The organism is Gordonia sp. SID5947 (assembly GCF_009862785.1).
Lineage (GTDB): Bacteria > Actinomycetota > Actinomycetes > Mycobacteriales > Mycobacteriaceae > Gordonia.
This window is the reverse complement of sequence record NZ_WWHU01000001.1, coordinates 3,126,526-3,145,868: the sequence shown is the minus strand read 5'-3', so window position 1 is coordinate 3,145,868 and position 19,343 is coordinate 3,126,526. Positions and strand designations below refer to the sequence as shown.

Sequence of the window (19,343 nt, the reverse complement as noted above, 5' to 3'; positions counted from 1 at the left end):
CGCCGCCCGGGTGTGTACTTGATGCACCGAAGGAAGGGGTTCCGGATGACTTCCTATGGACAGTTCTGTCCGGTCGCCAAGGCGATGGAACTGCTCGACGAGCGGTGGACGATCCTCGTTGTCCGCGAACTCCTGCTGGGCAGTAGGCATTTCAACGAGCTTCGCCGGGGGGTGCCGAAGATGTCGCCTGCCCTGCTCACCAAACGGCTGCGCAGCCTCGAACGCGCCGGGGTGGTGCGGCGCGCCGAGGTGGGTGGGCGTTCGGTCTACGCGCTCACCGAGAAGGGGGAAGAGCTGACCGAAGTGGTGACCGCGCTGAGTTCGTGGGGAACGCGCTGGATCTCCGAACTCGGCGACGCCGACCTCGATCCCCATCTGTTGATGTGGGACATCCATCGGACCATTCCCATCGACCGCTGGCCCCGACGTCGCACGATGGTGGAATTCACCTTCCACGACATCATCGGCAAGGCCGGTTCGTGGTGGCTGGTGGTCAGCGACGGCGAGGCGCAGGTCTGTGATTTCGATCCCGGCTACGATGTCGACGCCACCGTGGTCACCGATCTGCGTACGCTCACCGAGGTGTGGCGAGGCGACATCGACTGGCGAACCGGCCTGCTCGACGACCGGATAACGGTTCTCGCACCGGCGGACGTGCGGCGCGACGTGCCGGAGTGGATCGGTCAGAGTACCGCGTCGGCCATCCCGCGTCCGGCCTGAGGCCTGACCGGAAGTGCTTGTGGCTCAGATCCAGTCACGCCGACGGAAGCTGAAGTAGAGGCCCACGACGATCACCACGATCAGCACTGTGCTGATGATGAACCCGGCGGTCTGATCGTAGCCGGGATACGGCACATTCTGGCCGTAGAAGCCGGTGATGGCGGTGGGCACGGCGATGATAGCCGCCCACCCGGTCAGCTTCTTCATCACCGAGTTGAGTCGCGCGTCGGCCAGCGACAGGTTCGTCTCGAAGACGGTGGTCACCATGTCCCGCAACGATTCTGTCCATTCGGCCGCACGCAGCGCATGGTCGTAGAGATCGGAGAAGTGCGGATCGAGCTCGGATGGGGCATCGTTCTCGAATCTGCGGCGCTGGATGGATCCGATGACCTCGCGCATCGGGAGGATCACCCGGCGTAGCTGGACCAGGTCCTTACGGATGGCGTAGGTCTGCCGTTGCAAGGTGCGGCCGGGTACCTTCTCGTCGAACAACAACCCCTCGATGTCTTCGAGCGCGTCGTCGAGTTGCTGCACCGCGTCGAAATGCCCGTCGACGACGACGTCGAGGAGGCCGTGCAGCAGAGCGCCGATGCCGTACTGCTCGCCACCGATCTCGTCCCATCGGGTAACCACCGACTCGATGTCGAAGTGTGGCGTGCGCCGGACGGTGATGATCGCGTTCTTCTTCACGAACACCGAGATGCGGTGCAGATCAAAGGCGTCGGCTCGTCGAGCCGGACTCTGCGGGTCATCGTCCTCGCGATCGACGTCGTGATCTTCACGCTGGGCGGAGTCCGGCGCATCGGTCGCGGTGACGGCGTAGACCATCAGGAACGTGTGGTGCGCGTAGCCGACGGCCTTGACCCGCTCGGCTGTCGCGACGGTGTCCTCGACCGCGAACGGGTCGAGTTTCAGTTCCTCGGCGAGCGTCGCCATGGTCTCACTCGTGGGACATTCCAGATCTGCCCAGACGAGCAGGGCGGGATCGTCGAGGCAGTCGGAGACCTTGTTCAGCTCGAATCCGTCGACCTTTTCGCCATTGCGCCAGATCTGTCCGCGGATTCGTTCTGACATGGCCCGCATTCTGCCACCGCGACGCCGATGGCAGGATCGCAGCATGGCCGCGCGGATCCCATCGCTCACCGGAATCCGCACCGTGGCGGCACTCTCGGTGTGTCTCACCCACGCCGCCTTCTGGACGGGCCACTACACCGACGACTTCGTCGGCCGACTCACCGCCCGCTTCGAGGTCGGTGTCGCCATCTTCTTCGTGCTCTCCGGATACCTGCTGTTCTCTCCCTGGGTGCGGGCGCTCGTCGAAGGCCGTGCCGTCCCGGCGGTCGGGCGCTACTTCTGGCATCGGGCGCGACGCGTCCTGCCGGCTTACTGGGTCACGGTCATCGCGGTCTATGCGCTCTACCTCGTCTACGAACCTGCCGATGCGTCACCGACGGGCACGGGCTGGTCCGGCTTCGTGCGCAACATGACCCTCACCCAGGTCTATGGGCTGGGCCATCTGCACTCGGGTCTGACGCAGATGTGGAGTCTGGCGGCCGAGGTGGTCTTCTACCTGGTGCTGCCGCCGCTCGCCTGGCTCCTCGTGTCGGTGGTGTGTCGTCGACGATGGCGTCCCGACCTGCTGATCGTCGGATTGCTCGCGCTGATGCTGGTGTCGCCCGTCTGGGCGGTGGTGGTCGCGGGCAGTGCCGGGGTGAATCCGACCGCACGTCTGTGGGCACCGGCGTTCTTCGGATGGTTCGTCGCGGGCATGCTGCTCGCGGTGTGCGTGCATCTGATCCGGCGATGGAACGCGACATTGTCGGTGTCGATCGCGGTCGGCGCGTTGCTGCTCTCGGCGACCTCCATCGCGGGCGAACCGACCATCACCCCGACCACCGCGTCCGCCACCATCGTCAAGCACGTGCTGTACCTCGTGGTCGCCGTCGGTTTGATCGGTCCGCTGACCGTTCGCGATCAGACCGACTGGTGGGCACGCCTGTGCGGAAGCCGCCCGATGGTGTGGCTCGGGGAGATCTCCTACGAGTTCTTCCTGGTCCATGTGCTGGTGCTGGAGGTGGTGATGGATGTCCTCGGATACGGGGTGTTCACCGGCTCGATGGCGGTCGCGTTTGTCGCCGTGACCGCGGTCAGTATCCCCGTCGCCTGGCTGCTGCACCGTGTCACCGCGCCGTTGTGGCGCGCTCGCACACCCGGGCACGTCCACACCCGCGGGTAGCATCGACGATGACGTCCGGCCGCTGACCGGACGGGAAATCGAGGGACATCCGTATGGTCGACAACCGGCGTCGTGGTCTCCCGGCCACGGGCACGACGAGTGACGAGATCCGGTCGTGGTGTGACCAGTCGCGCCTGCCCGGCGATCGTCCCGAACTCTCCGACACCGCAGCCATCCTCATCGCCTCGGGATTCCTGACACCATCCGGACGAGCCATCGTGGTGCGGCGAATCTCCACGGGTCTGCCGGTGCCGGTTCTCCACGGCGGGTTCGGCGATCTGCGGCGGCTGGGACGCGCGATCGCGCAGAGCGAGCATCAGCTGGCCAATCCGATGATGCCGAGCGTGGTGGCAGCGGTCATGCGCAACCGCGTGAACGGACTGCATCGCCGTCGCGACGACGCACGCAAGCTCATCGTGACGGCCAAGGGTGTGTTCGCCGGGGGAACCCGGGCGATCCGGCGTGAGCGTCGCGAGAATGTCTACCTGGAGATCGAGGAGCGGGAGCGTCTGTTCGCCGGACTGATGTGCACGCCCACACCGGACGTGAACACGTCGGGTTACATGAAGCGGGCCGGCACCGCCGCGATGGATCGACTTGCGGGCGTGGTCGGCCAGGTGGCTTCGAAGTCGGGGTATCCGCAGGCCGGTGAGTGGGCCACTCAGATCCTGGCGCCTGAACAAGACGGCGGCACGACGGCACCGGTCGCCACCCCGGGTTCGGTGGCGTTTGTCGACGGCTACGAGACGCTCTTGTTCGTCGCCGGTCATTTCTACGATCGCATCGTGCGGAACCCGGCCTGGCTGTCGGACCATTTCGAGATCCAGCGCACGCAGGTCAATCTCCACGCCGAGCTGGCAGAGATCGCCGCCGACGTGATCGCGCTACGCGCGGTGCGGATCGACCTCGATCGCGCCAAGCGCAACGGCGGCTTCGATCGGTCGTTCGCCGAGCACATCGACCGTCGAGAGGCCGCGCTGCGCCCCGTCTGGACCGAACTGATCGACCGGGTGCAAGCGCTCGGTGAGGTCGCCTCCGTCGTCGAATCGGCCGCCGTCGAATTGCGGGTGCTCGCCGAGTACGACCGGGCCAGCACGATCGACGACCGGATCGACGATCTGATCGCACGTTCGGGCGATCGGGAGATCTCGGTGGACAACGCCAAGCGGCTCACCGAACAGGTTCGCAGCGGCGAAGAGCAACTCCGGATCTATCGGGACGTGTTGCAGGGCAACATCGCCCGGATCTCGCCGGCCGTGCCCCGCGAACTCCCGGCCCGGTACGAGCCGTCCTGAATCGCGACTCGGGCCGGTTCTACCGGCCCGTCACCGCGACCAAGAACGCAGATACTCCTTCTCCGTCGGTGTGAGCCTGCGCAGCGTGTGCGCCTCGACGTCGACGACCGCCATCTGCGTGCTCGCCACGCATGCCGCCTTCGCGGACGGGTCGTCGCCGGCAGCGCGGATCTCGTATCCGATGGTGAAGTCGACCGACCGTGACCCTTTGATCCACATGCCGATCCGCAGCGGCGAGTCGTCGTGCCGTAGCTGACGCTGATAGCGGATCTCGACGTGCACGATCATCGCGCTCTTGATCAGCGGGACGTACTCGTCGCCCGCCGACAGCAGCCATTCGATGCGCGCCTCCTCCATCAGCGTCACCATCCGAGCGTGGTTGATGTGGCCGAATGCGTCCATGTCCGACCAACGGACCCCCACCTCGGCGACAAAGGCGAAGCCGTCCGCGTCGAGACCGGTCCCGGCCACCGCCGGGGTGTCGTCGAGGTCGTCGTGGGCCGGAGTCATAGCAGCCGCCTTTCGGATTTCGTCGAATCGGGGTCACATACCGCACCAAACCCCGGTGTTGGGGTTACGCGAGACGGTTACTCATCAGTACTCTGTCAGCAGGAGGGTGCGGTGTCGGGGGGAAACGGCACTATCGATGTTTGCGATGCCCGCGACGACGAGGTCGGCGGGCGGGTGCAGCCGTGGTGTGTGCAGCGAGGGAGAACATGCGGAAGTCGAGACGCTGGGCGGCGGTGGTCGCCTCACTGATGGTTGCTGTAGTCGGAACGGCCGGAGCAGCCCACGCCGACGACCTCAAGGCAGCGCAGATCTCGAAGACATCCAAGTTGAGCCCGGAGCGTACCGACGTCTGGGTCCGGTCACCGGCCATGGGTGGCAAGGTCAAGGTGTCGGTCCTGACCCCTCGGTACGGGAGTGGACCGCGCTCCACCGTCTATCTGCTCGACGGGGCGGATGCCGGCGAGGACGTCAGTGACTGGATCACCAAGGGTCGGGCAGGCAAGTTCTTCGCCGACAAGAACGTCAACGTGGTGCTGCCGACCGGCGGCGCAGGCAGCTTCTACACCAACTGGGCGCACCGCGATGCCAAGATCGGCAAGCCGCAGTGGGAGACCTTTCTCGCGAAGGAATTGCCGCCGCTGATCGACGCCAAGTTCAACGGCACCGGCCGCAACGCCGTCATCGGCCTGTCGATGGGCGGCCAATCGGCCTTCACCCTGGCGTTCCGGCACCCGAGTCTCTACTCGGGGATCGCGTCACTGAGCGGATGCCCGCCGGTGTCCGGGCCGGTGAACGAGAGTTACGTGCGCACCACTGTCGCGAAGTCCGGTGGCGACGCGACCAACATGTGGGGACCCTTTGGTTCCGCCAACTGGGACGCGCACGATCCGAGCAAGCATCTCGACAAGTTGCGGGGAAAGAACATCTTCATCGCCGCAGGTTCGGGAGCGGTCGGGCCGCTCGATCTGACCGCGCCCTACGACCCCAAGGACGGTCCTCGGTCGGCGGTCACCGCGGCCGGCTCTGCCCTCGAACTCGGTGCGTGGCGTTGCTCGCTCGAGTTCGCGGCGACCCTGCGGGCGCACAACGTCCCGTTCACCGACGGGTTCCGAGTGATCGGGACCCACAACTGGGTCTATTGGGAACGGGATCTGCCTGTCGCCTGGCCGACCATCTCCCAAGGCCTCTAGGGCCGGCTCACGCCGTCCGGCTCCACTGCTCGGCGAAGCGCAGGAAGACGTCGTTCTCGCCCGGATTGGTGACCGTGACGCGGACGCCGTCGAACGGACGCACCACCACTCCGGCCTCGACGGCTGCCCGGGAGAAATCCATCGCCGCCTCGCCGAGTTCGAGCCAGACGAAGTTGGCCTGGGAGTCGGGCACCCGGTAGCCCAGCTCGCGGAGTCGTGTGGTGACCCGCGTCCGCTCAGCCACCACGGCGTCGGTTCGTGTCAGCAGTTCGTCGCCGGCCTCGAGGCATGCCAGTGCGGCGTGCTGGGCGACACTGCTGACCGTGAAGGGGACGTGCACCTTGCCCAGCGCGGTGATCACCTCGGGGTCGCCGACCGCGTAGCCGACCCGTAGTCCGGCCAGGCCGTATGCCTTGGAGAACGTCCGCAGGACCACCAGGTTGCGGAACTCGCGGCAGAGTTCCATGGCGTCGTAGGCCTGGGTGGGGCCGAGCCTCAGATACTCGAAGTAGGCCTCGTCGAGCGCGACGATGATGTCGGAGGGGACGGTCCGTAGGAACTCCCGCAACGCGTCCGCCTCGACGACGGTGCCGGTCGGATTGTTCGGGTTGCAGACGAAGATCAATCGCGTGCGGTCGGTGATCGCCGCGGCCATCGCAGGCAGATCATGGACCAGGTCGGACGTCAGCGGCACCTGCACCGGTGTCGCACCGGCGACCCGCGTGGCGAGGGGATAGGTTTCGAAGGACCGCCAGGCGAACAGCACCTCGTCACCGGGCCCACTGGTGGCGGTGATCAGGTTCTGGCAGAGGATCACCGAGCCACAGCCCACCTGCACCTGGTCTTCGGTCACCCCGAGCTTCTTCGCCAGCGCGGCGGTGAGCTCGACCATGCCGTTGTCGGGGTAGCGGTTCGCGGATCCGGCCGCTGTGACGATCGCCTCGAGAACGCTGGGCAGCGGGCCCTCGGTCACCTCGTTGCTGGCCAGCTTCACGGCGCCCGGAAAGGTCTTGCCGGGCACGTAGACGGGCAGATCGTCGAGGTCTGGACGGATGCGCAGGGTCACCCGTCAAATGTAGGTGTACCGGTCGTGAACGGCCAAAATGGTCGCGGTTTGCTTACCGCCGCGCGAGGTGTGTAATCTTTCGCTTCGGCAGTTCGAAAGGACTCCGCGAGGAGGCGTGCCAGAGCGGCCGAATGGGACTCACTGCTAATGAGTTGTCTCGCTAACACGGGACCGGAGGTTCAAATCCTCTCGCCTCCGCCGAACCGCAGTCGCGCCGACTGTGGAATGCCTCTGCTGTCTCCGACAGCGGGGAACAACTGAAGACCACGCGCCCGTAGCTCAACGGATAGAGCATCTGACTACGGATCAGAAGGTTTGGGGTTCGAATCCCTACGGGCGCACAGAGAATCCCCCGCCACCTACGCCAGGTGGCGGGGGATTCGTTTATCCGGTGTCATCAGGGCGCCGGGGTCGCCGTGGTGGTGATGCGCGTCTCGCCGTTCAGGATCGCGCGGCACTCCTCGACGCTGCGCGTCTTGATGCAGTTCTCCCAGGCTGTTTGGTCGTCGGCCCACGGATGCCGCGCCACCTGGCCTTTGTCGAGGACCCAGACGTAGTCGTCGCAGATGATCGGGGTGCCGTTAGCCTCCGTGGTTCGCCGTCCGATGTCGGCGCCGATGCACGGTGCGCCGATCGCGGGTCCGGTCGGCGGCGGGGGCGGCGTGTCGATCGTGGTCGTCATGGTGGTCGTGGACACCGTTGTGTTCGGGGTGTCGGCCGGCGCCGACGAGACCGATGATGAACGCACCACGGACGGGTACGTCGTCGACGATGAGGTGACAGCTGGGCCCGGCTCGGAGGTGGTGCACCCCGTCGATGCGATCGCGCACGTTGCGGCGACGATCAACGCGATGAGGTATTTCATGGCCGATCGCGCCTGTACTCGGTCTCGTGCACCGAAGGCCCCGTCGTCTTCGTCCGACCGGTTTCCATCCGCCCGATCCTGGTGACCACCACACCGAAGACCACCGCGAGTGGGAACATGACGATCCCGTAGACGGCCGGTGCCACCGACATCTCCGAGCTGTCGAGCACGGTGAGCGTGACGGCGAGCGCGAGGGTGGCATTGTGCAATCCGATCTCGAAGCCGCCCGCGACGCATTGCGCGGCCGACAGGCCGGCCAGTCTCGGGATCACGTATCCGACCGTGAGAGACAGGGCGCAGAAGACCGCGGTCACCGCGCCCGCCTCGGTCGCGTACTCGAGCGCCCGGTCCTCGCCGAGCAGCGCGCCGACGACCACCACCGCGATCAGGACGCCCGATGCGATCCGCACCGGCCGGTCTGCGCGGTCGGCGAACGAGCGCGCACGCGCGCGGACGAGCATGCCCACTGCCACGGGAATCAGGACCAGCGCGAAGACTTGCAGCATCTTGGCCGGCTGCACACCGATGCCGTCGGCGGTGTCGAGAAACCAGGCCGCCGAGAAATTGACCACGATCGGCAACGTGATGAGCGCGAGGATCGAGTTGAGGGCGGTCAGCGTGATGTTCAGCGCGACGTCGCCGTGGAACAGATGACTGTAGAGGTTCGCGACCGTGCCACCCGGCGCAGCGGCGAGCGTCATCAATCCCACGGCGAGCAACGGTTGCAGGCCGAACGCGACCGCGAGTCCGAATCCGAGCAACGGCAGCACCACGATCTGACACCCGAGGATGATCGCGACCGCCCGAGGGTTCTTTGCCACGCCCCGGAAGTCGGCGACCGAGAGCGACAACCCCAGCCCGAACATGATGACCGCCAGGGCGAACGGCAGCCCGACTGTCGCGAACGATGATTCCATCGTGCCCCTCGCGTGCCCGTGACAGTGTGCGACTCTGCCACATCGACGGTCGTGAATTGTGAGTTCCGCGCATGACCTCGTGCTGCGAATCCCGGCGTTCGGCGCAGTAACATCTCCCGGGTGTCGAGCCCCGCACCCATCGTCGTGAGCGGAGTCGTGATCCGCGACCGCGACGGACTTCTGCTGACCGTGCGCAAACGTGGCACTCAGCGATTCATGCTCCCCGGCGGTAAACCCGAACCGGGCGAATCTGCGGTGCGGACGGCGGTCCGGGAATGCGCGGAGGAGGTCGGTCTCGCCGTTGACGAGGCCGACCTGTACGAGTGGGGCCGATTTCGTTCGGCGGCCGCGAATGAGGCCGGATGCGATGTGATCGCAACGGTTTTCGAATGTGCGCTCATCGAAGACGACGTTTCGCCGGCAGCCGAGATCGACGAGGTCAGATGGCTGAACGTGAATGGATGTTCGATGCCCGATGATCTTGCGCCACTCGTGATCGAACATGTGATTCCGGCATTGCGGCTCCGCGGTCACGATTCCTGACCGGATATCACAGTTTTCACAGCATTCACCGAACTTCTGTCCATTTCGGTTACCGTGTCCACGCGGGGGGACCTATGCGCGGACCTAGCGAAAGGATCAGTATGACCTCTCCATCGCCTGTGGCGAAACTTGCAGCGGAGTTATTCGGTACCTTCTGGCTCGTGTTCGGTGGTTGCGGCAGCGCGATTTTCGCCGCCAAGCAAATTGCTCAATCCGACGATGGTCAAGACACATTTCAGGTCGGAATCGGTTTTCTGGGTGTGGCGCTCGCATTCGGTCTCACCGTTGTGACCATGGCGTATGCGGTTGGGCATATCTCTGGCGCCCATTTCAACCCCGCGATCTCACTGGGTGCAGCCGTCGGTGGCCGCATGCCGTGGAAGGAACTTCCCGGCTATTGGGTCTGCCAGGTGATCGGTGGCCTGCTGGCTGGTCTGGTGCTCTACATCATCGCGAAAGGACAGCCGGGATTCGAGGCCGAAGGAAATATGGCGGCCAACGGATATGGTGAGCATTCACCGTCCGACTATTCGCTCACCTCGGTGATAATCGCGGAGATCCTGTTGACCGCCTTCTTCCTCATCGTGGTCCTCGGTGCCACCGACGAGCGGGCGCCCAAGGGTTTCGGTCCCCTCGCAATCGGTCTCAGCCTCACCCTGATCCACCTCGTCTCGATCCCGATCAGCAATACGTCGGTCAATCCGGCCCGGTCGACCGGTGTTGCCTTCTTCAACGGCGATGGCGCGCCGGGGCAGCTCTGGGTCTTCTGGGTGGCGCCTCTCATCGGTGGTCTCATCGGTGGCCTGCTGTACCCATTGCTCTTCGAGAACGCGAAGTTCATCTTCGGTGGGCGCCCTCCCGGCACCCTCGACACCACGGACGTCGTCAACACCGACTAGGGGGCGCTCCCGCCCAGTCGATGAGGTCCGTCCCCACGACCGCGACCTTCTTTCGTGCCCGTGACCTCAGCCGAGGTCGCGGGCACGGGTCGAAGCCGCGAAAGCTCACCGTGGCGGCAGACGTCGCTCGCCGGTCGTCGTAGTGTCGAGGTGTGGGTGTGCGCACCCACTGCCGGCGAACGTCGGTGAGTCGGCGACGTGATGGGACGGGAGGCGAGGATGGGACAGCCCAGCGGGCCGCCGCCTCGTGCGGGTGACCGGCCCCCTCCACCGCCCGACGATCTCTACCGGATTCCGCTCTACCCGCATCTCTACCCGCCGTTGGGTTACGCACCGGATGGCCGGCCCATCTTTGTGCCCGGTGAGCCGGAAAAGCCGTCGACCGCGGTCGACGGCACGGAGGCCCCCGACTCCGGCGTTCTGACCGACGAAGCCCCGACCGCTGTGCGCGTCCGGTCGTCGGAGCGCCGTCTCGTGGGCGTGCTGGCCCTCGTGGCCGTGGCGGCCCTCGGGCTCCTGGCCGTGACGGTGGGCCGGGCGTCGCTGCGCGACGACCCACCGCCCACCGCGGACCGAGAGATGCCGGTGATCATCACGCAGCTTCCGACCCAGACGCCCACCGCGCCGCCCGGTGGCGACACCGACGAGATGCCAGGAGCACCGAACTCTCCCGGGTCCCCGGCCGGCAAGGAGATCGTCTACGAGGTGACCGCATCGAGCCCGACCACGATCCTCTACGTCGATGCCGATGGTCTGCGCACCACGATCGGTGCGCCGACCACGTGGACGGTCAGTTTCACCGGCACGGCCAATCCGTTGCGGGTCCTGGTCCTGGCCGGCGACGGAGACGCGCAATGCCTGATCAAGGTCGACGGCCGGCCGGTGGCGGCCGATCGGATCAGCGCCCAGTCACCACGACGAACGGTTTCCTGCCGCGCGTGAGTGACAGACGTCACCAGCCGAGGTCCCTGTCGCTCGCATCGACTGTGTATCGACGCACTCGGGTCGCTACCGTAGATCCGTGAGTTCTTCCCAGACAGCCCCAGAGGGCACCGCTGCGCACGACGGCACAGCGCCGTCTGCCGATTTCAAGACCATGGTCACGTGGCGTGGCGAGGGCGCTGACCGGCTAGAACAGGTACGCCTGCACGTCACCGGCGCCCGCATCAAGGCCTATGGCCGCATCATTGCGGCGGCCTCGAAGGAGCACGAGGCGTTCTCGGCCTCCTATGAACTCGTCACCAACGACAGCGGCGTCACCAAGCGTCTCTCCGTCAATCTGCTGCGCGCGAGTGGGGAAACACAGCTCGGTATCACGCGTGACGGAGAGAACAACTGGCTCGTGCAGACCTCCGAGGGCACCATCCGCGAGGATTTCAACGGCGCCGAAGATGTCGACCTCGCGTTGTCGCCGATGTTCAACGCCCTGCCGATCCGCCGTCATGGACTGCAGAGCGGCGCCGGCGAGATCGACGTGCCGGTCGCCTACCTCTATCTCCCCGCCGGCATCGTCGAACCGGCGACGCTGCACTACACAGCGAGTGAGGGATCGATCGCGGTGGTCTCACCGGTCGCCACCTCGACGCTGACCGTCGACGACAACGGATTCGTGGTGGATTACCCCGGATTGGCCACCCGCGTCTGATTCATCCCAGCCAGACCCGCGCCTGATGCGCCTGCCGCCGTAGTTCCTGGGCCCAGCCGTCCTGGCCGATCGCGACACCGGTGATCGGCGCGGGGCCGGCGCCGGCGATCGCCTCGTAGGCCGATCGTGCGCGGTGGCCGTCGTCGACGACGATCTCGACGCTGCCCTTCTCCCGTAGTTCGTCGCGCGCCGCGATCAATCGGTCGATGGTCTCGCTGAGCACGTTGAGCAGCGCTATGCCGTTGGCTTCCAACATGGCTCGCTGCAGCGCGGGGGCGGTACCCGCCACCCTCGTGCCGTCGCGGAAGCTGCCGGCCGCGAGGCGCAGCGCCAGATCACTCTCACCGGCCCCGACCGCAGCGGTGGCCGCGGCCGTCAGGTGCGGCAGATGCGAGATCGCGGCGACCGCACGATCATGTGCCCCGGCTGCGGCAGGTACCACGAACGCGCCGGCCGTCCGGGCCAGGGTGGATATCGCCAGCCAGTCGTCGGGGTCGGTGTGATCCTCGGTCGTCACCATCCACATCGCGTCCCGGAACAACTCGGGATCTGTTGCGGCCCAACCGGACCGGCTCGTCCCCGCCATCGGGTGGCCACCGACGTACCGCACGCCGGGTGCCAGCCGGGTCACCGACTCGGCGACCGCCTGTTTGACGCTGATGACGTCGGTGAGTAGACAGTTCGCGGCGTGCTCGGCAATGCTGGGCAGCAGATCGTCGATGGTGGTGACGGGCGTCGCCAACACCACGATCGCCTCGTCTGCGGAGGCCTGACGCAACGTCGCGACGAGGTCCGTCGACGCCCGGTAGCCGTCCGACGTCGCGGCCGACACCGTCTCAGCGGACCGGTTGTACCCGAACGCCGATCGACCCGCGTCGTGCAGCACGCGAAGCAGCGACCCGCCGATCAGTCCGAGTCCGAGTACACAGACCGGAGCGTCGGCGGACGGGGCAGGACGGGCAGCCGCGGCAGTCACCTGTTCAGATTCCCATACCGGTTCCATTCGCCGAACAGCGAGCCGAGGCACCGAGACTTGGGTGGCCCGAGGATTACGGCTACGGTGACCTGCATGGCAGGTGCCGGCGCAGGTGTATCGGGTGGTTCGAACAAGCAGGACGTCAACGACGAGATCGAGGGTTTCGCGGTGGCGGTGGTACGCGACGACGGTGCATGGAAGGTCAGTGCGCTGAAGCCGTCGGCTCTGCTGACCCTCGACGACGCCGAACGTCAGCTGCGTGATCTGCGCGCCGCGGGTGCGGTGTTCGGTCTGCTCGACGTCGATGACGAGTTCTTCATCGTGGTGCGACCCGGACCGTCGGGTGCGCAACTGCTGATCTCGGACGCCACCGCCGGTGTCGACTACGACGTCGCGGCTGACGCGCTCGATGCGATGAACATCGACGTCCCCGATCTCGATCCCGACGAACTCGACGACATCGACCCCTGGGAAGAGGGGGACCTCGGCATCCTGGCCGATCTGGGTCTGCCGGATGCCGTGATGAGCGTGATCGTCGGTGACACCGACCTGTATGCCGACGAGCAGGTCGGCATGATCGCCGCGCGGCTCGGATTCGCAGACGAGCTGTCCAAGGTGCTCGACTCGCTGGGTCATTGACTCCTGACGTGGGACCGCCGCGCGCCGTCTGGGAGACCATGATGCGCTCGGCGCTGGCCGCCGCCGGTGACGCCGGCGTCGACGACGTACCGATCGGAGCCGTCGTCTTCGACCCGGACGGAATCGAGATCGCGCGCGCCGCGAACCGTCGCGAGGCCGACGGTGATCCGACGGCCCATGCCGAGATCCTCGCATTGCGCGCGGCTGCACGGCGTTTCGGTGACGGTTGGCGGTTGCCCGGCTGCACCATCGCGGTGACCGTCGAACCGTGCACGATGTGCGCCGGGGCGATCACACTGTCCCGGGTGGGCGCGCTCATATTCGGGGCGTGGGAGCCCAAGACGGGTGCGGTGGGATCGCTCTGGGATGTGGTCCGCGATCCACGGCTCTCTCATCGTCCGCAGGTGGTCGGCGGCATCCTCGAACCGGACTGCCAGGCGTTGATGATCGACTTCTTCACGGTGCGCCGCGCGGACTGACCCCGGGTCTGCGGGTCGCAAGAATCAGGGTGGAACTCAGGGTCCGTCTGCGCCCATGCTCTGGCAGATTGGGGACATGGGCGCGGTGCCCGCCGCGTTCGCCCGAATCCACGAGGAGACTGACATGTCCGAACCCAGCGACAAGGTCACCGAGGCACTCGAGACCGTCAAGGAAAAGATCAACGAGTTCGCCGAGAGCGACACGGTGCAGGACGCTGTCAGCACGGCCAAGGACAAATTCAACGAGTTCGCGGAGAACGAGAAGGTGCAGGATGCCCTCTCCACGGCGAAAGACAAGCTCGATGAGCTGAAGGCCAAGATCAGCGGGAGCTGAATCACGCGCCTCGGATGATTGTGACGAATCCTTCCCGCGCACCCGCCGCCAGTCTGCGCACGTCGCGACGTGCGCGAATGCGCAGCGAGCTCGCATCTGTCGTCGTCCACGCGCTGACCAGTGATGCTGGCCGGTATCGACCATCCGTGGCACGGTGGGAGGTGCTCGTGAACCCGGCGACAACACGGTCCCGGGCAGATCAGAGGAGGCAGTTCATGGGAGTTGCAGACGACGCCAAGAACAAGGCCGAAGAGTTGAAGGGGCGCGGTAAAGAAGCTGCCGGCGACCTCACCGACAACAAGGATCTCAAGGACGAGGGCCGCGGCGACCAGGGCGTCGCACAAGGCAAGCAGAAGGTCACCGAAGCTGCCGACAAGGTCAAGGGCAAGGTCGATGGCCTCAAGGACAAGCTGACCGGCAACGACTAGTTGCTCGGCTCCCTTCGGTCGCCGGCCCCCTGAGGAACGCGACGTTCCCCGTTCCTTGAGGAGCGCGACGTTCCCCGTTCCCTGAGGAGCGCGACGTCCCCCGTTCCCTGAGGAGCGAAGCGTCTCGAAGGGCCCTCTGACCGGTCAATTTAGGCCTGAGCGCGTCCTGCGGTACAGTCTTCCGCGGTGGCGTGTCCGAGCGGCCGAAGGTGCAGCACTCGAAATGCTGTGTGCGGTAACCCCGTACCGAGGGTTCAAATCCCTCCGCCACCGCAGAGAATGACCCCCTACCTGTACGGGTAGGGGGTCATTCTGCGTCTTGGGTCTCTGGGTCTCTGGGGACCGGCACCCGCCGCGCGGGGAAGCCACCACCCCGCCCGCCGCGTATCTCCGACACGTCTGCGACGCGTGTTGCCGACCGTTCTGCGCCGGATCCGTCCGGACCGGAGAGTCGGAATATGCCGATCTAGCTGGGAAAATGGACGTCGGCGCCAGCGCGGGGTTGGTCAAATGGGCGAGTCTGATGTCGCACCGAAAACGGCGCGATCAAGGTAACCCGAACGAAAGGACCAACTGACATGTTGTCCGGATTCACCCAGTTCTTCAACGACCTCACCTTCTTCGGAGGCGACCTCCTGCACGTGGTTCTCACCCTCGGCGCCTGAGCCATCGGGTAACAACCGATCAGTTGGCACTGCCGCATGGCGAGTCGTTGGGGGACTCGCCATGCGGCAGCTCCGTATCGGACGCGCGTCGGCGGTGCCGGCCGGGACGCGATCGCGGCTAGTCGCAGGCATCGGTGAGCGCGGAGTCCCACGCCTGCTCGTCGGTGTCGAGCTTTGTGCCATATGTCGCCGTGCACACGCGGTCCGCGGTGGCATCCTCGTCGGTGGTCCACCAGCGCAGCGCTCCGTTCTCGCCGCCCGCGGTCAAGACCCCTCGTGGGTTGAACGCGACCCGCCAGCGCACCGTCCCGGTGGGGGACAGCGAGTTGCCGATGGCGGTCGGCGCCCCCGCGCCATCGACGGACCACAATCGGACCGTCTGGTCGTCACTGCCGGACGCCAACAGGTTCGACGTCGAATCGAAGCTCACCGATCGGATGGTGCTCTCGTGACCCTTCACGCGAGAGACTTCCCGCACCGCGTCGCCGTCGAGCTGCAGCACATGGATCATCAGGTCGTCCCCGGCGGCCGCGAGGAGCGTGCCGTCGGCGTTGATCGACAAGGTGTTGACCGGGCCGCCCTGCTCGTCGACGATCCTCGACGCCGGACGCCCGCCGTCGAGGTCCCACATGTGTACGTGTCGGTCGGTGGAGGCCGCGAAGAGCCGGGAACCGTCGGGGGCGAACGCCACCGCGTTGATCCAGCCTGCCGGTCCGGTCAACGGGTCGCCCCGCGGAACCGGTGCATTCGGCACGGTGAGATCCCACAGCTGGACACTCGTGTCGTCGGAGGCGGTGGCCAGGGTCGACGAGTCGGGGGAGAACGCGATCGCGTGGGCGTATCTCGCCCGCGGATTGGGGAGTCTGGTCAGGTACCGGGGTGCGGCGGGAGTGCTGGTATCGATCAGGGTGACCGCACCGGAGTCGAGCGTGGTCACCGCGAGGGTTCTGCCGTCGGGGGCCAGGGCGACGTTCTCGATGCGGACGCTCCCGCCGAGCGGGGCGACCGGTCCGATGAGCGTCGGGGTCGAACTCGAGGTGTCCCACAGAAGGACCTGCCCGTCCCATGAGCCGGTGGCCATCAGGTCGCCGGCCGAGTCGAACGCCGGTGCCTGAACTCGTCGCGTGTGGCCTGCGACGGCCGCCGGTGCCAGCGTCCACGTCCGCACGTTGCCGTCCTGACCGCCGGTGATCACGTGCGTGTCGTCGGCGAACGAGACGGTGGTGAGTCCTCCGCCGCTGCCACTCATGGGCTGTCCCAGCATGATCGGGCTCCGTGGATCGTCCAGACTCCACAGCTTCGCGATGCCGTCCCAGGCCGCGGTCGCGAGCATCGACCCATCCGGGGAGAACGCCAGCGACCACACCGCCGCGGAGTGTGCGGCCACCGGCGGACTCAGCGGGACGACGTCGCCGGGGTTGCGTATCGACCACAGTCGGAAGGTCTGGTCGTCGCTTGCCGTGGCCAACGTCGACCCGTCGGGGCTGAAGGCGACCGAGTGGATCGTCAACGTCTGCCCGGTCAGCGGTGCTCCGACGGCATGGGCGGTTGCCGGGTCCGAGGTGTCCCAGGTCCGCGCGGTGCGATCGTCACTACCGCTCACCAGCGTGTTTCCGTCGGGACTGAACTCGACGGTGCGCACGGGTCCCTCGTGACCGGACAACACGCGAGTCTGGTCGGTCTCCAGGTCGTGGAGGCGCACCGTACGGTCGTCGCCCGCGGTCGCGATCCAGCGTCCGTCGCCGCGAACCGCGACGTCGTAGGCGGTGCCCACATGGCCGACGTCGATCGGACTCAGGCGCTTCGGATGGGCGGGTTCGGAGACATCCCAGACACGGACCCGACCGGTGGCGTCGGTGGCATACAGCCGTGTCCCGTCGGGCGAGAACGTGACGCATGTGACCCACGACGGCGTCGTGAGTGGCGGAGCGACGGCCACCAGTCCACGGTTCGGGCTACGTCGCCACAACCGGACGGTGTTGTCGTACCCGCCGGACGCGACGAGTCCGGACGCGGACCGCGCTGTCGAGTAGACCGCTCCGCGGTGCGCGTCGACGGTCGACGCCAGCGGCGAGGACTGCGACGCCAGCAGCAGGCCGCGTGCTCTGGTGTCGTCCGGGCGCACGGTGTCGGCGGCGAGCGCGAGTTGTGCCGATTCGGTGGGGTTGCTGGACTGCTCGCGTAGTCCGGTTGCGATCAGGGTGTCGAATTGGGCGTCGGCCCTTTCTTGTTCGGCCTTGTGCGCCTGCCGCAGTGATATGAGTGCCAATACCGAGGTCACCACCACCCCGATCACCAGGAAGACCGCCAGTGCGCGTCGGGCATGGGTCTGGTTGCGCCGGACGAGCTGCGCGGCGTCGATGAACTCGATCGCACGCGGGCGCAGCGACGACGGTGCTCGCGTGCGCAGATCGCTCGCAATCGTCAGCCGGCTGCCCTGGTACAGCAGCGACCGCTCGTGATCTGCCGCTGCCCACTCGTCGGCGTCACGCTCGATCCGATGTCGGGTGAGCGCGTCCTCGCGATCCTCGGCAATCCACTCGGAAAGCCGCGGCCACGCGCCGATGACGGCATCGTGTGCGAGGGAGGTTCCGTGCGCATCGAGCGTGATGATCCGTGCCTCGGCGAGCGCATCGAGCACCGTGTCGGCCGATTCGTCGCTGTCGCAATGTCGGTACAGCTCGTCGCGGTCGACGTGTCGCGCGACCGCAGACCCGTCGGGTACCGGCGTCACGAGTTGCAGCAGAATCGTGCGGGCGGTGTCCTGCTCCTGCGCGCTGAACGAACTCCATTGCTGTTCGGCGCTGCCGGCGATGGCTCCGCGTACGCCACCCGCCCGCTCGTAGGCCCGCACGCTCAGCACATTTCCGTCGCGGAAGTGCCACGTGCTCCGAAGCGCGTGCGCCAGTAGCGGAAACGTCCCTGCCGGTACCGACTCGGATTCGCCGCTGCCCCTCGCGCCGAGGTCGGTCAGGACGAGTTCGACGAGGCCGTCCCCGATCGTCATACCGGAAGTCCTCGCCGGCTCGACGATCGCGGCGGTCAGCTCGGCTGTGGTGGGCGGCCCGAGCAGCATCTGGTTGTTCTCGAGCGCTGTCGCGAGCGTCGGATGCTGGGCCGCCTGGGCGTAGAAATCGGCGCGCAGCGCCCCGACCACACCGGCGCAGGTGGCCGTTCCGACGGTGCCGTGCGACGCCAACCGCTGGAGTACGTCGATGTAGTGCGAGGCATACTGCTCGTCGAACGGAGCGACGAAGAGTTCTTCGAGCTGGTCGATGACCAGGACGAACGGCTTGTCCTCGGCAGCGCGGTCCTGGGCCCACGATTCGAGGTCCTCGGCCGCGACGTTCGGCGGCGTGACCAGCAGGACGTCGTACTCGTCGCGGATCGCTGCGGCGAAACCTGCTTGTAGCAGCGAGGATTTACCCGAGCCGGACGCGCCGACCAGCATGATCAGGTGGCCGCTCCCGACATTGCGTGTGAAGCGGTCGACCAGCATCTCGACCTGGCTCTCCCGGCCCGCGAAGAATTCACTGTCGCTGATCGTCAGCGCGGCCAGCCCCGGGTATGGACATGTCGCCGCCGCCGTCGGTTGCGACACCGAACGGCCGCGTTGCGCGGTTTCCCAGCGTGCCCGCCAGTCGGTCGCCGAGTACAACCCGGTCAGGGTGGGTTCGGGATGGTTGCGCCTGGCTTCCGCGATCAGCACACTCAGCACTGCCGAGAGCCCGTCGAACTTGGCGGGGACACTGCGCCCGAGGCGCCAGTCGGAAATGCGTTGTGCCGTCACCTCGCGACCACGTGGGTTGCGCGCGCGCAACTCCCGGGTCGCTCGGCTGCTGACCGCCTTGAGCGGCGGTGAACCGGCGTCGGCGTAGAGGGCATCGAGACGCTGAGCGAGGCTGGCTCGCGGGTCGGTCTCCACCGCTTCTACTC

The 19,343-nt window shown here is 66.6% G+C and carries 19 protein-coding genes and 3 tRNA genes; 15 read left to right on the top strand and 7 right to left on the bottom strand.

Going from position 1 to position 19,343, the window contains the following annotated elements:
* The first annotated feature begins 45 nt into the window (after positions 1-45).
* Positions 46-720: a helix-turn-helix domain-containing protein gene (locus GTV32_RS14540; RefSeq protein WP_161060914.1), complete on the top strand. Its 675-nt coding sequence runs from the start codon at positions 46-48 to the stop codon at positions 718-720.
* A gap of 24 nt (positions 721-744) precedes the next feature.
* Here GTV32_RS14540 and GTV32_RS14535 read toward each other — a convergent pair whose 3' ends face one another.
* Positions 745-1,794 (bottom strand): magnesium transporter CorA family protein, encoded by a 1,050-nt coding sequence (locus GTV32_RS14535; RefSeq protein WP_161060913.1) that lies wholly within the window; start codon positions 1,792-1,794, stop codon positions 745-747.
* Between the two features lie 43 nt (positions 1,795-1,837).
* Between GTV32_RS14535 and GTV32_RS14530 the strand changes: the two genes are divergently transcribed.
* Both GTV32_RS14530 and GTV32_RS14525 read left to right on the top strand, forming a co-directional pair.
* Complete coding sequence (locus GTV32_RS14530; RefSeq protein ID WP_161060912.1) at positions 1,838-2,956, top strand: acyltransferase; 1,119 nt, start codon at positions 1,838-1,840, stop codon at positions 2,954-2,956.
* Positions 2,957-3,009: 53 nt separating this feature from the next.
* Positions 3,010-4,251: a hypothetical protein gene (locus GTV32_RS14525; RefSeq protein WP_161060911.1), complete on the top strand. Its 1,242-nt coding sequence runs from the start codon at positions 3,010-3,012 to the stop codon at positions 4,249-4,251.
* A gap of 30 nt (positions 4,252-4,281) precedes the next feature.
* Here GTV32_RS14525 and GTV32_RS14520 read toward each other — a convergent pair whose 3' ends face one another.
* Positions 4,282-4,761, bottom strand: coding sequence for a thioesterase family protein (locus GTV32_RS14520; RefSeq protein ID WP_161060910.1), 480 nt, complete (start codon positions 4,759-4,761; stop codon positions 4,282-4,284).
* Positions 4,762-4,967: 206 nt separating this feature from the next.
* Here GTV32_RS14520 and GTV32_RS14515 point away from each other — a divergent pair, with 206 nt between their 5' ends.
* On the top strand, positions 4,968-5,951 hold the full coding sequence (locus GTV32_RS14515) for an alpha/beta hydrolase family protein (protein ID WP_161060909.1): 984 nt from the start codon (positions 4,968-4,970) through the stop codon (positions 5,949-5,951).
* Between the two features lie 7 nt (positions 5,952-5,958).
* Here the strand turns inward: GTV32_RS14515 and hisC are convergent, their stop codons facing one another.
* Positions 5,959-7,017, bottom strand: a complete 1,059-nt coding sequence (gene hisC / locus GTV32_RS14510; RefSeq protein WP_161060908.1) for a histidinol-phosphate transaminase — start codon at positions 7,015-7,017, stop codon at positions 5,959-5,961.
* 109 nt (positions 7,018-7,126) lie between these two features.
* Here hisC and GTV32_RS14505 point away from each other — a divergent pair.
* Positions 7,127-7,215, top strand: a tRNA-Ser gene (locus GTV32_RS14505).
* Between the two features lie 70 nt (positions 7,216-7,285).
* Positions 7,286-7,358: transfer RNA gene (locus tag GTV32_RS14500), tRNA-Arg, on the top strand.
* 56 nt (positions 7,359-7,414) lie between these two features.
* Here the strand turns inward: GTV32_RS14500 and GTV32_RS14495 are convergent.
* Together GTV32_RS14495 and GTV32_RS14490 are read right to left on the bottom strand one after the other, a co-directional pair.
* Positions 7,415-7,882, bottom strand: coding sequence for a hypothetical protein (locus GTV32_RS14495; RefSeq protein WP_161060907.1), 468 nt, complete (start codon positions 7,880-7,882; stop codon positions 7,415-7,417).
* Complete coding sequence (locus tag GTV32_RS14490; RefSeq protein ID WP_161060906.1) at positions 7,879-8,799, bottom strand: bile acid:sodium symporter family protein; 921 nt, start codon at positions 8,797-8,799, stop codon at positions 7,879-7,881. Before GTV32_RS14490 ends, GTV32_RS14495 begins: the two co-directional genes overlap by 4 nt.
* Before the next feature lie 120 nt (positions 8,800-8,919).
* Between GTV32_RS14490 and GTV32_RS14485 the strand changes: the two genes are divergently transcribed.
* The 4 genes from GTV32_RS14485 (at position 8,920) to GTV32_RS14470 (ending at position 11,886) form a co-directional block, all read left to right on the top strand.
* Positions 8,920-9,342: an NUDIX domain-containing protein gene (locus tag GTV32_RS14485; RefSeq protein WP_161060905.1), complete on the top strand. Its 423-nt coding sequence runs from the start codon at positions 8,920-8,922 to the stop codon at positions 9,340-9,342.
* A 101-nt stretch (positions 9,343-9,443) separates the two neighbouring features.
* A complete protein-coding gene (gene aqpZ, locus GTV32_RS14480; RefSeq protein WP_161060904.1) occupies positions 9,444-10,241 on the top strand; it encodes an aquaporin Z in 798 nt (265 codons plus the stop codon).
* A 219-nt stretch (positions 10,242-10,460) separates the two neighbouring features.
* Entirely contained in the window at positions 10,461-11,183 is a 723-nt protein-coding gene (locus tag GTV32_RS14475; RefSeq protein WP_161060903.1) for a hypothetical protein, read from the top strand.
* 79 nt (positions 11,184-11,262) lie between these two features.
* Positions 11,263-11,886 carry a putative glycolipid-binding domain-containing protein gene (locus GTV32_RS14470; RefSeq protein ID WP_343287338.1) on the top strand — a complete coding sequence of 208 codons (624 nt, stop codon included), beginning with the start codon at positions 11,263-11,265 and terminating at the stop codon, positions 11,884-11,886.
* Between the two features lies 1 nt (position 11,887).
* On the opposite strand, the gene GTV32_RS14465 is transcribed toward GTV32_RS14470, so the two are convergent.
* The gene (locus GTV32_RS14465; RefSeq protein ID WP_161060902.1) at positions 11,888-12,862 is read right to left on the bottom strand and encodes a prephenate dehydrogenase; all 975 of its coding nucleotides are present in this window, start codon (positions 12,860-12,862) and stop codon (positions 11,888-11,890) included.
* Positions 12,863-12,955: 93 nt separating this feature from the next.
* Here GTV32_RS14465 and GTV32_RS14460 point away from each other — a divergent pair, with 93 nt between their 5' ends.
* From GTV32_RS14460 to GTV32_RS14440, 5 genes are all read left to right on the top strand, one after another.
* Positions 12,956-13,501 carry a tRNA adenosine deaminase-associated protein gene (locus tag GTV32_RS14460; protein WP_161060901.1) on the top strand — a complete coding sequence of 182 codons (546 nt, stop codon included), beginning with the start codon at positions 12,956-12,958 and terminating at the stop codon, positions 13,499-13,501.
* A gap of 38 nt (positions 13,502-13,539) precedes the next feature.
* Positions 13,540-13,980, top strand: a complete 441-nt coding sequence (locus GTV32_RS14455) for a nucleoside deaminase (protein WP_161062544.1) — start codon at positions 13,540-13,542, stop codon at positions 13,978-13,980.
* A 124-nt stretch (positions 13,981-14,104) separates the two neighbouring features.
* The gene (locus tag GTV32_RS14450; RefSeq protein WP_161060900.1) at positions 14,105-14,314 is read left to right on the top strand and encodes a hypothetical protein; all 210 of its coding nucleotides are present in this window, start codon (positions 14,105-14,107) and stop codon (positions 14,312-14,314) included.
* 215 nt (positions 14,315-14,529) lie between these two features.
* Entirely contained in the window at positions 14,530-14,742 is a 213-nt protein-coding gene (locus tag GTV32_RS14445) for a CsbD family protein (RefSeq protein WP_161060899.1), read from the top strand.
* 185 nt (positions 14,743-14,927) lie between these two features.
* A tRNA-Ser gene (locus tag GTV32_RS14440) sits at positions 14,928-15,015 on the top strand.
* A 510-nt stretch (positions 15,016-15,525) separates the two neighbouring features.
* Here the strand turns inward: GTV32_RS14440 and GTV32_RS14435 are convergent.
* Positions 15,526-19,332, bottom strand: a complete 3,807-nt coding sequence (locus GTV32_RS14435; protein ID WP_161060898.1) for a PD40 domain-containing protein — start codon at positions 19,330-19,332, stop codon at positions 15,526-15,528.
* Positions 19,333-19,343: the final 11 nt, after the last annotated feature.

Bases quoted from the DNA above. Each gene is read 5' to 3' on its own strand.
- GTV32_RS14540 (WP_161060914.1), top strand. From the start codon at position 46: ATGACTTCCTATGGACAGTTCTGTCCGGTCGCCAAGGCGATGGAACTG.
- GTV32_RS14535 (WP_161060913.1), bottom strand. From the start codon at position 1,794: ATGTCAGAACGAATCCGCGGACAGATCTGGCGCAATGGCGAAAAGGTC.
- GTV32_RS14530 (WP_161060912.1), top strand. From the start codon at position 1,838: ATGGCCGCGCGGATCCCATCGCTCACCGGAATCCGCACCGTGGCGGCA.
- GTV32_RS14525 (WP_161060911.1), top strand. From the start codon at position 3,010: ATGGTCGACAACCGGCGTCGTGGTCTCCCGGCCACGGGCACGACGAGT.
- GTV32_RS14520 (WP_161060910.1), bottom strand. From the start codon at position 4,761: ATGACTCCGGCCCACGACGACCTCGACGACACCCCGGCGGTGGCCGGG.
- GTV32_RS14515 (WP_161060909.1), top strand. From the start codon at position 4,968: ATGCGGAAGTCGAGACGCTGGGCGGCGGTGGTCGCCTCACTGATGGTT.
- GTV32_RS14495 (WP_161060907.1), bottom strand. From the start codon at position 7,882: ATGAAATACCTCATCGCGTTGATCGTCGCCGCAACGTGCGCGATCGCA.
- GTV32_RS14490 (WP_161060906.1), bottom strand. From the start codon at position 8,799: ATGGAATCATCGTTCGCGACAGTCGGGCTGCCGTTCGCCCTGGCGGTC.
- aqpZ (WP_161060904.1), top strand. From the start codon at position 9,444: ATGACCTCTCCATCGCCTGTGGCGAAACTTGCAGCGGAGTTATTCGGT.
- GTV32_RS14475 (WP_161060903.1), top strand. From the start codon at position 10,461: ATGGGACAGCCCAGCGGGCCGCCGCCTCGTGCGGGTGACCGGCCCCCT.
- GTV32_RS14460 (WP_161060901.1), top strand. From the start codon at position 12,956: ATGGCAGGTGCCGGCGCAGGTGTATCGGGTGGTTCGAACAAGCAGGAC.
- GTV32_RS14455 (WP_161062544.1), top strand. From the start codon at position 13,540: ATGATGCGCTCGGCGCTGGCCGCCGCCGGTGACGCCGGCGTCGACGAC.
- GTV32_RS14450 (WP_161060900.1), top strand. From the start codon at position 14,105: ATGTCCGAACCCAGCGACAAGGTCACCGAGGCACTCGAGACCGTCAAG.
- GTV32_RS14445 (WP_161060899.1), top strand. From the start codon at position 14,530: ATGGGAGTTGCAGACGACGCCAAGAACAAGGCCGAAGAGTTGAAGGGG.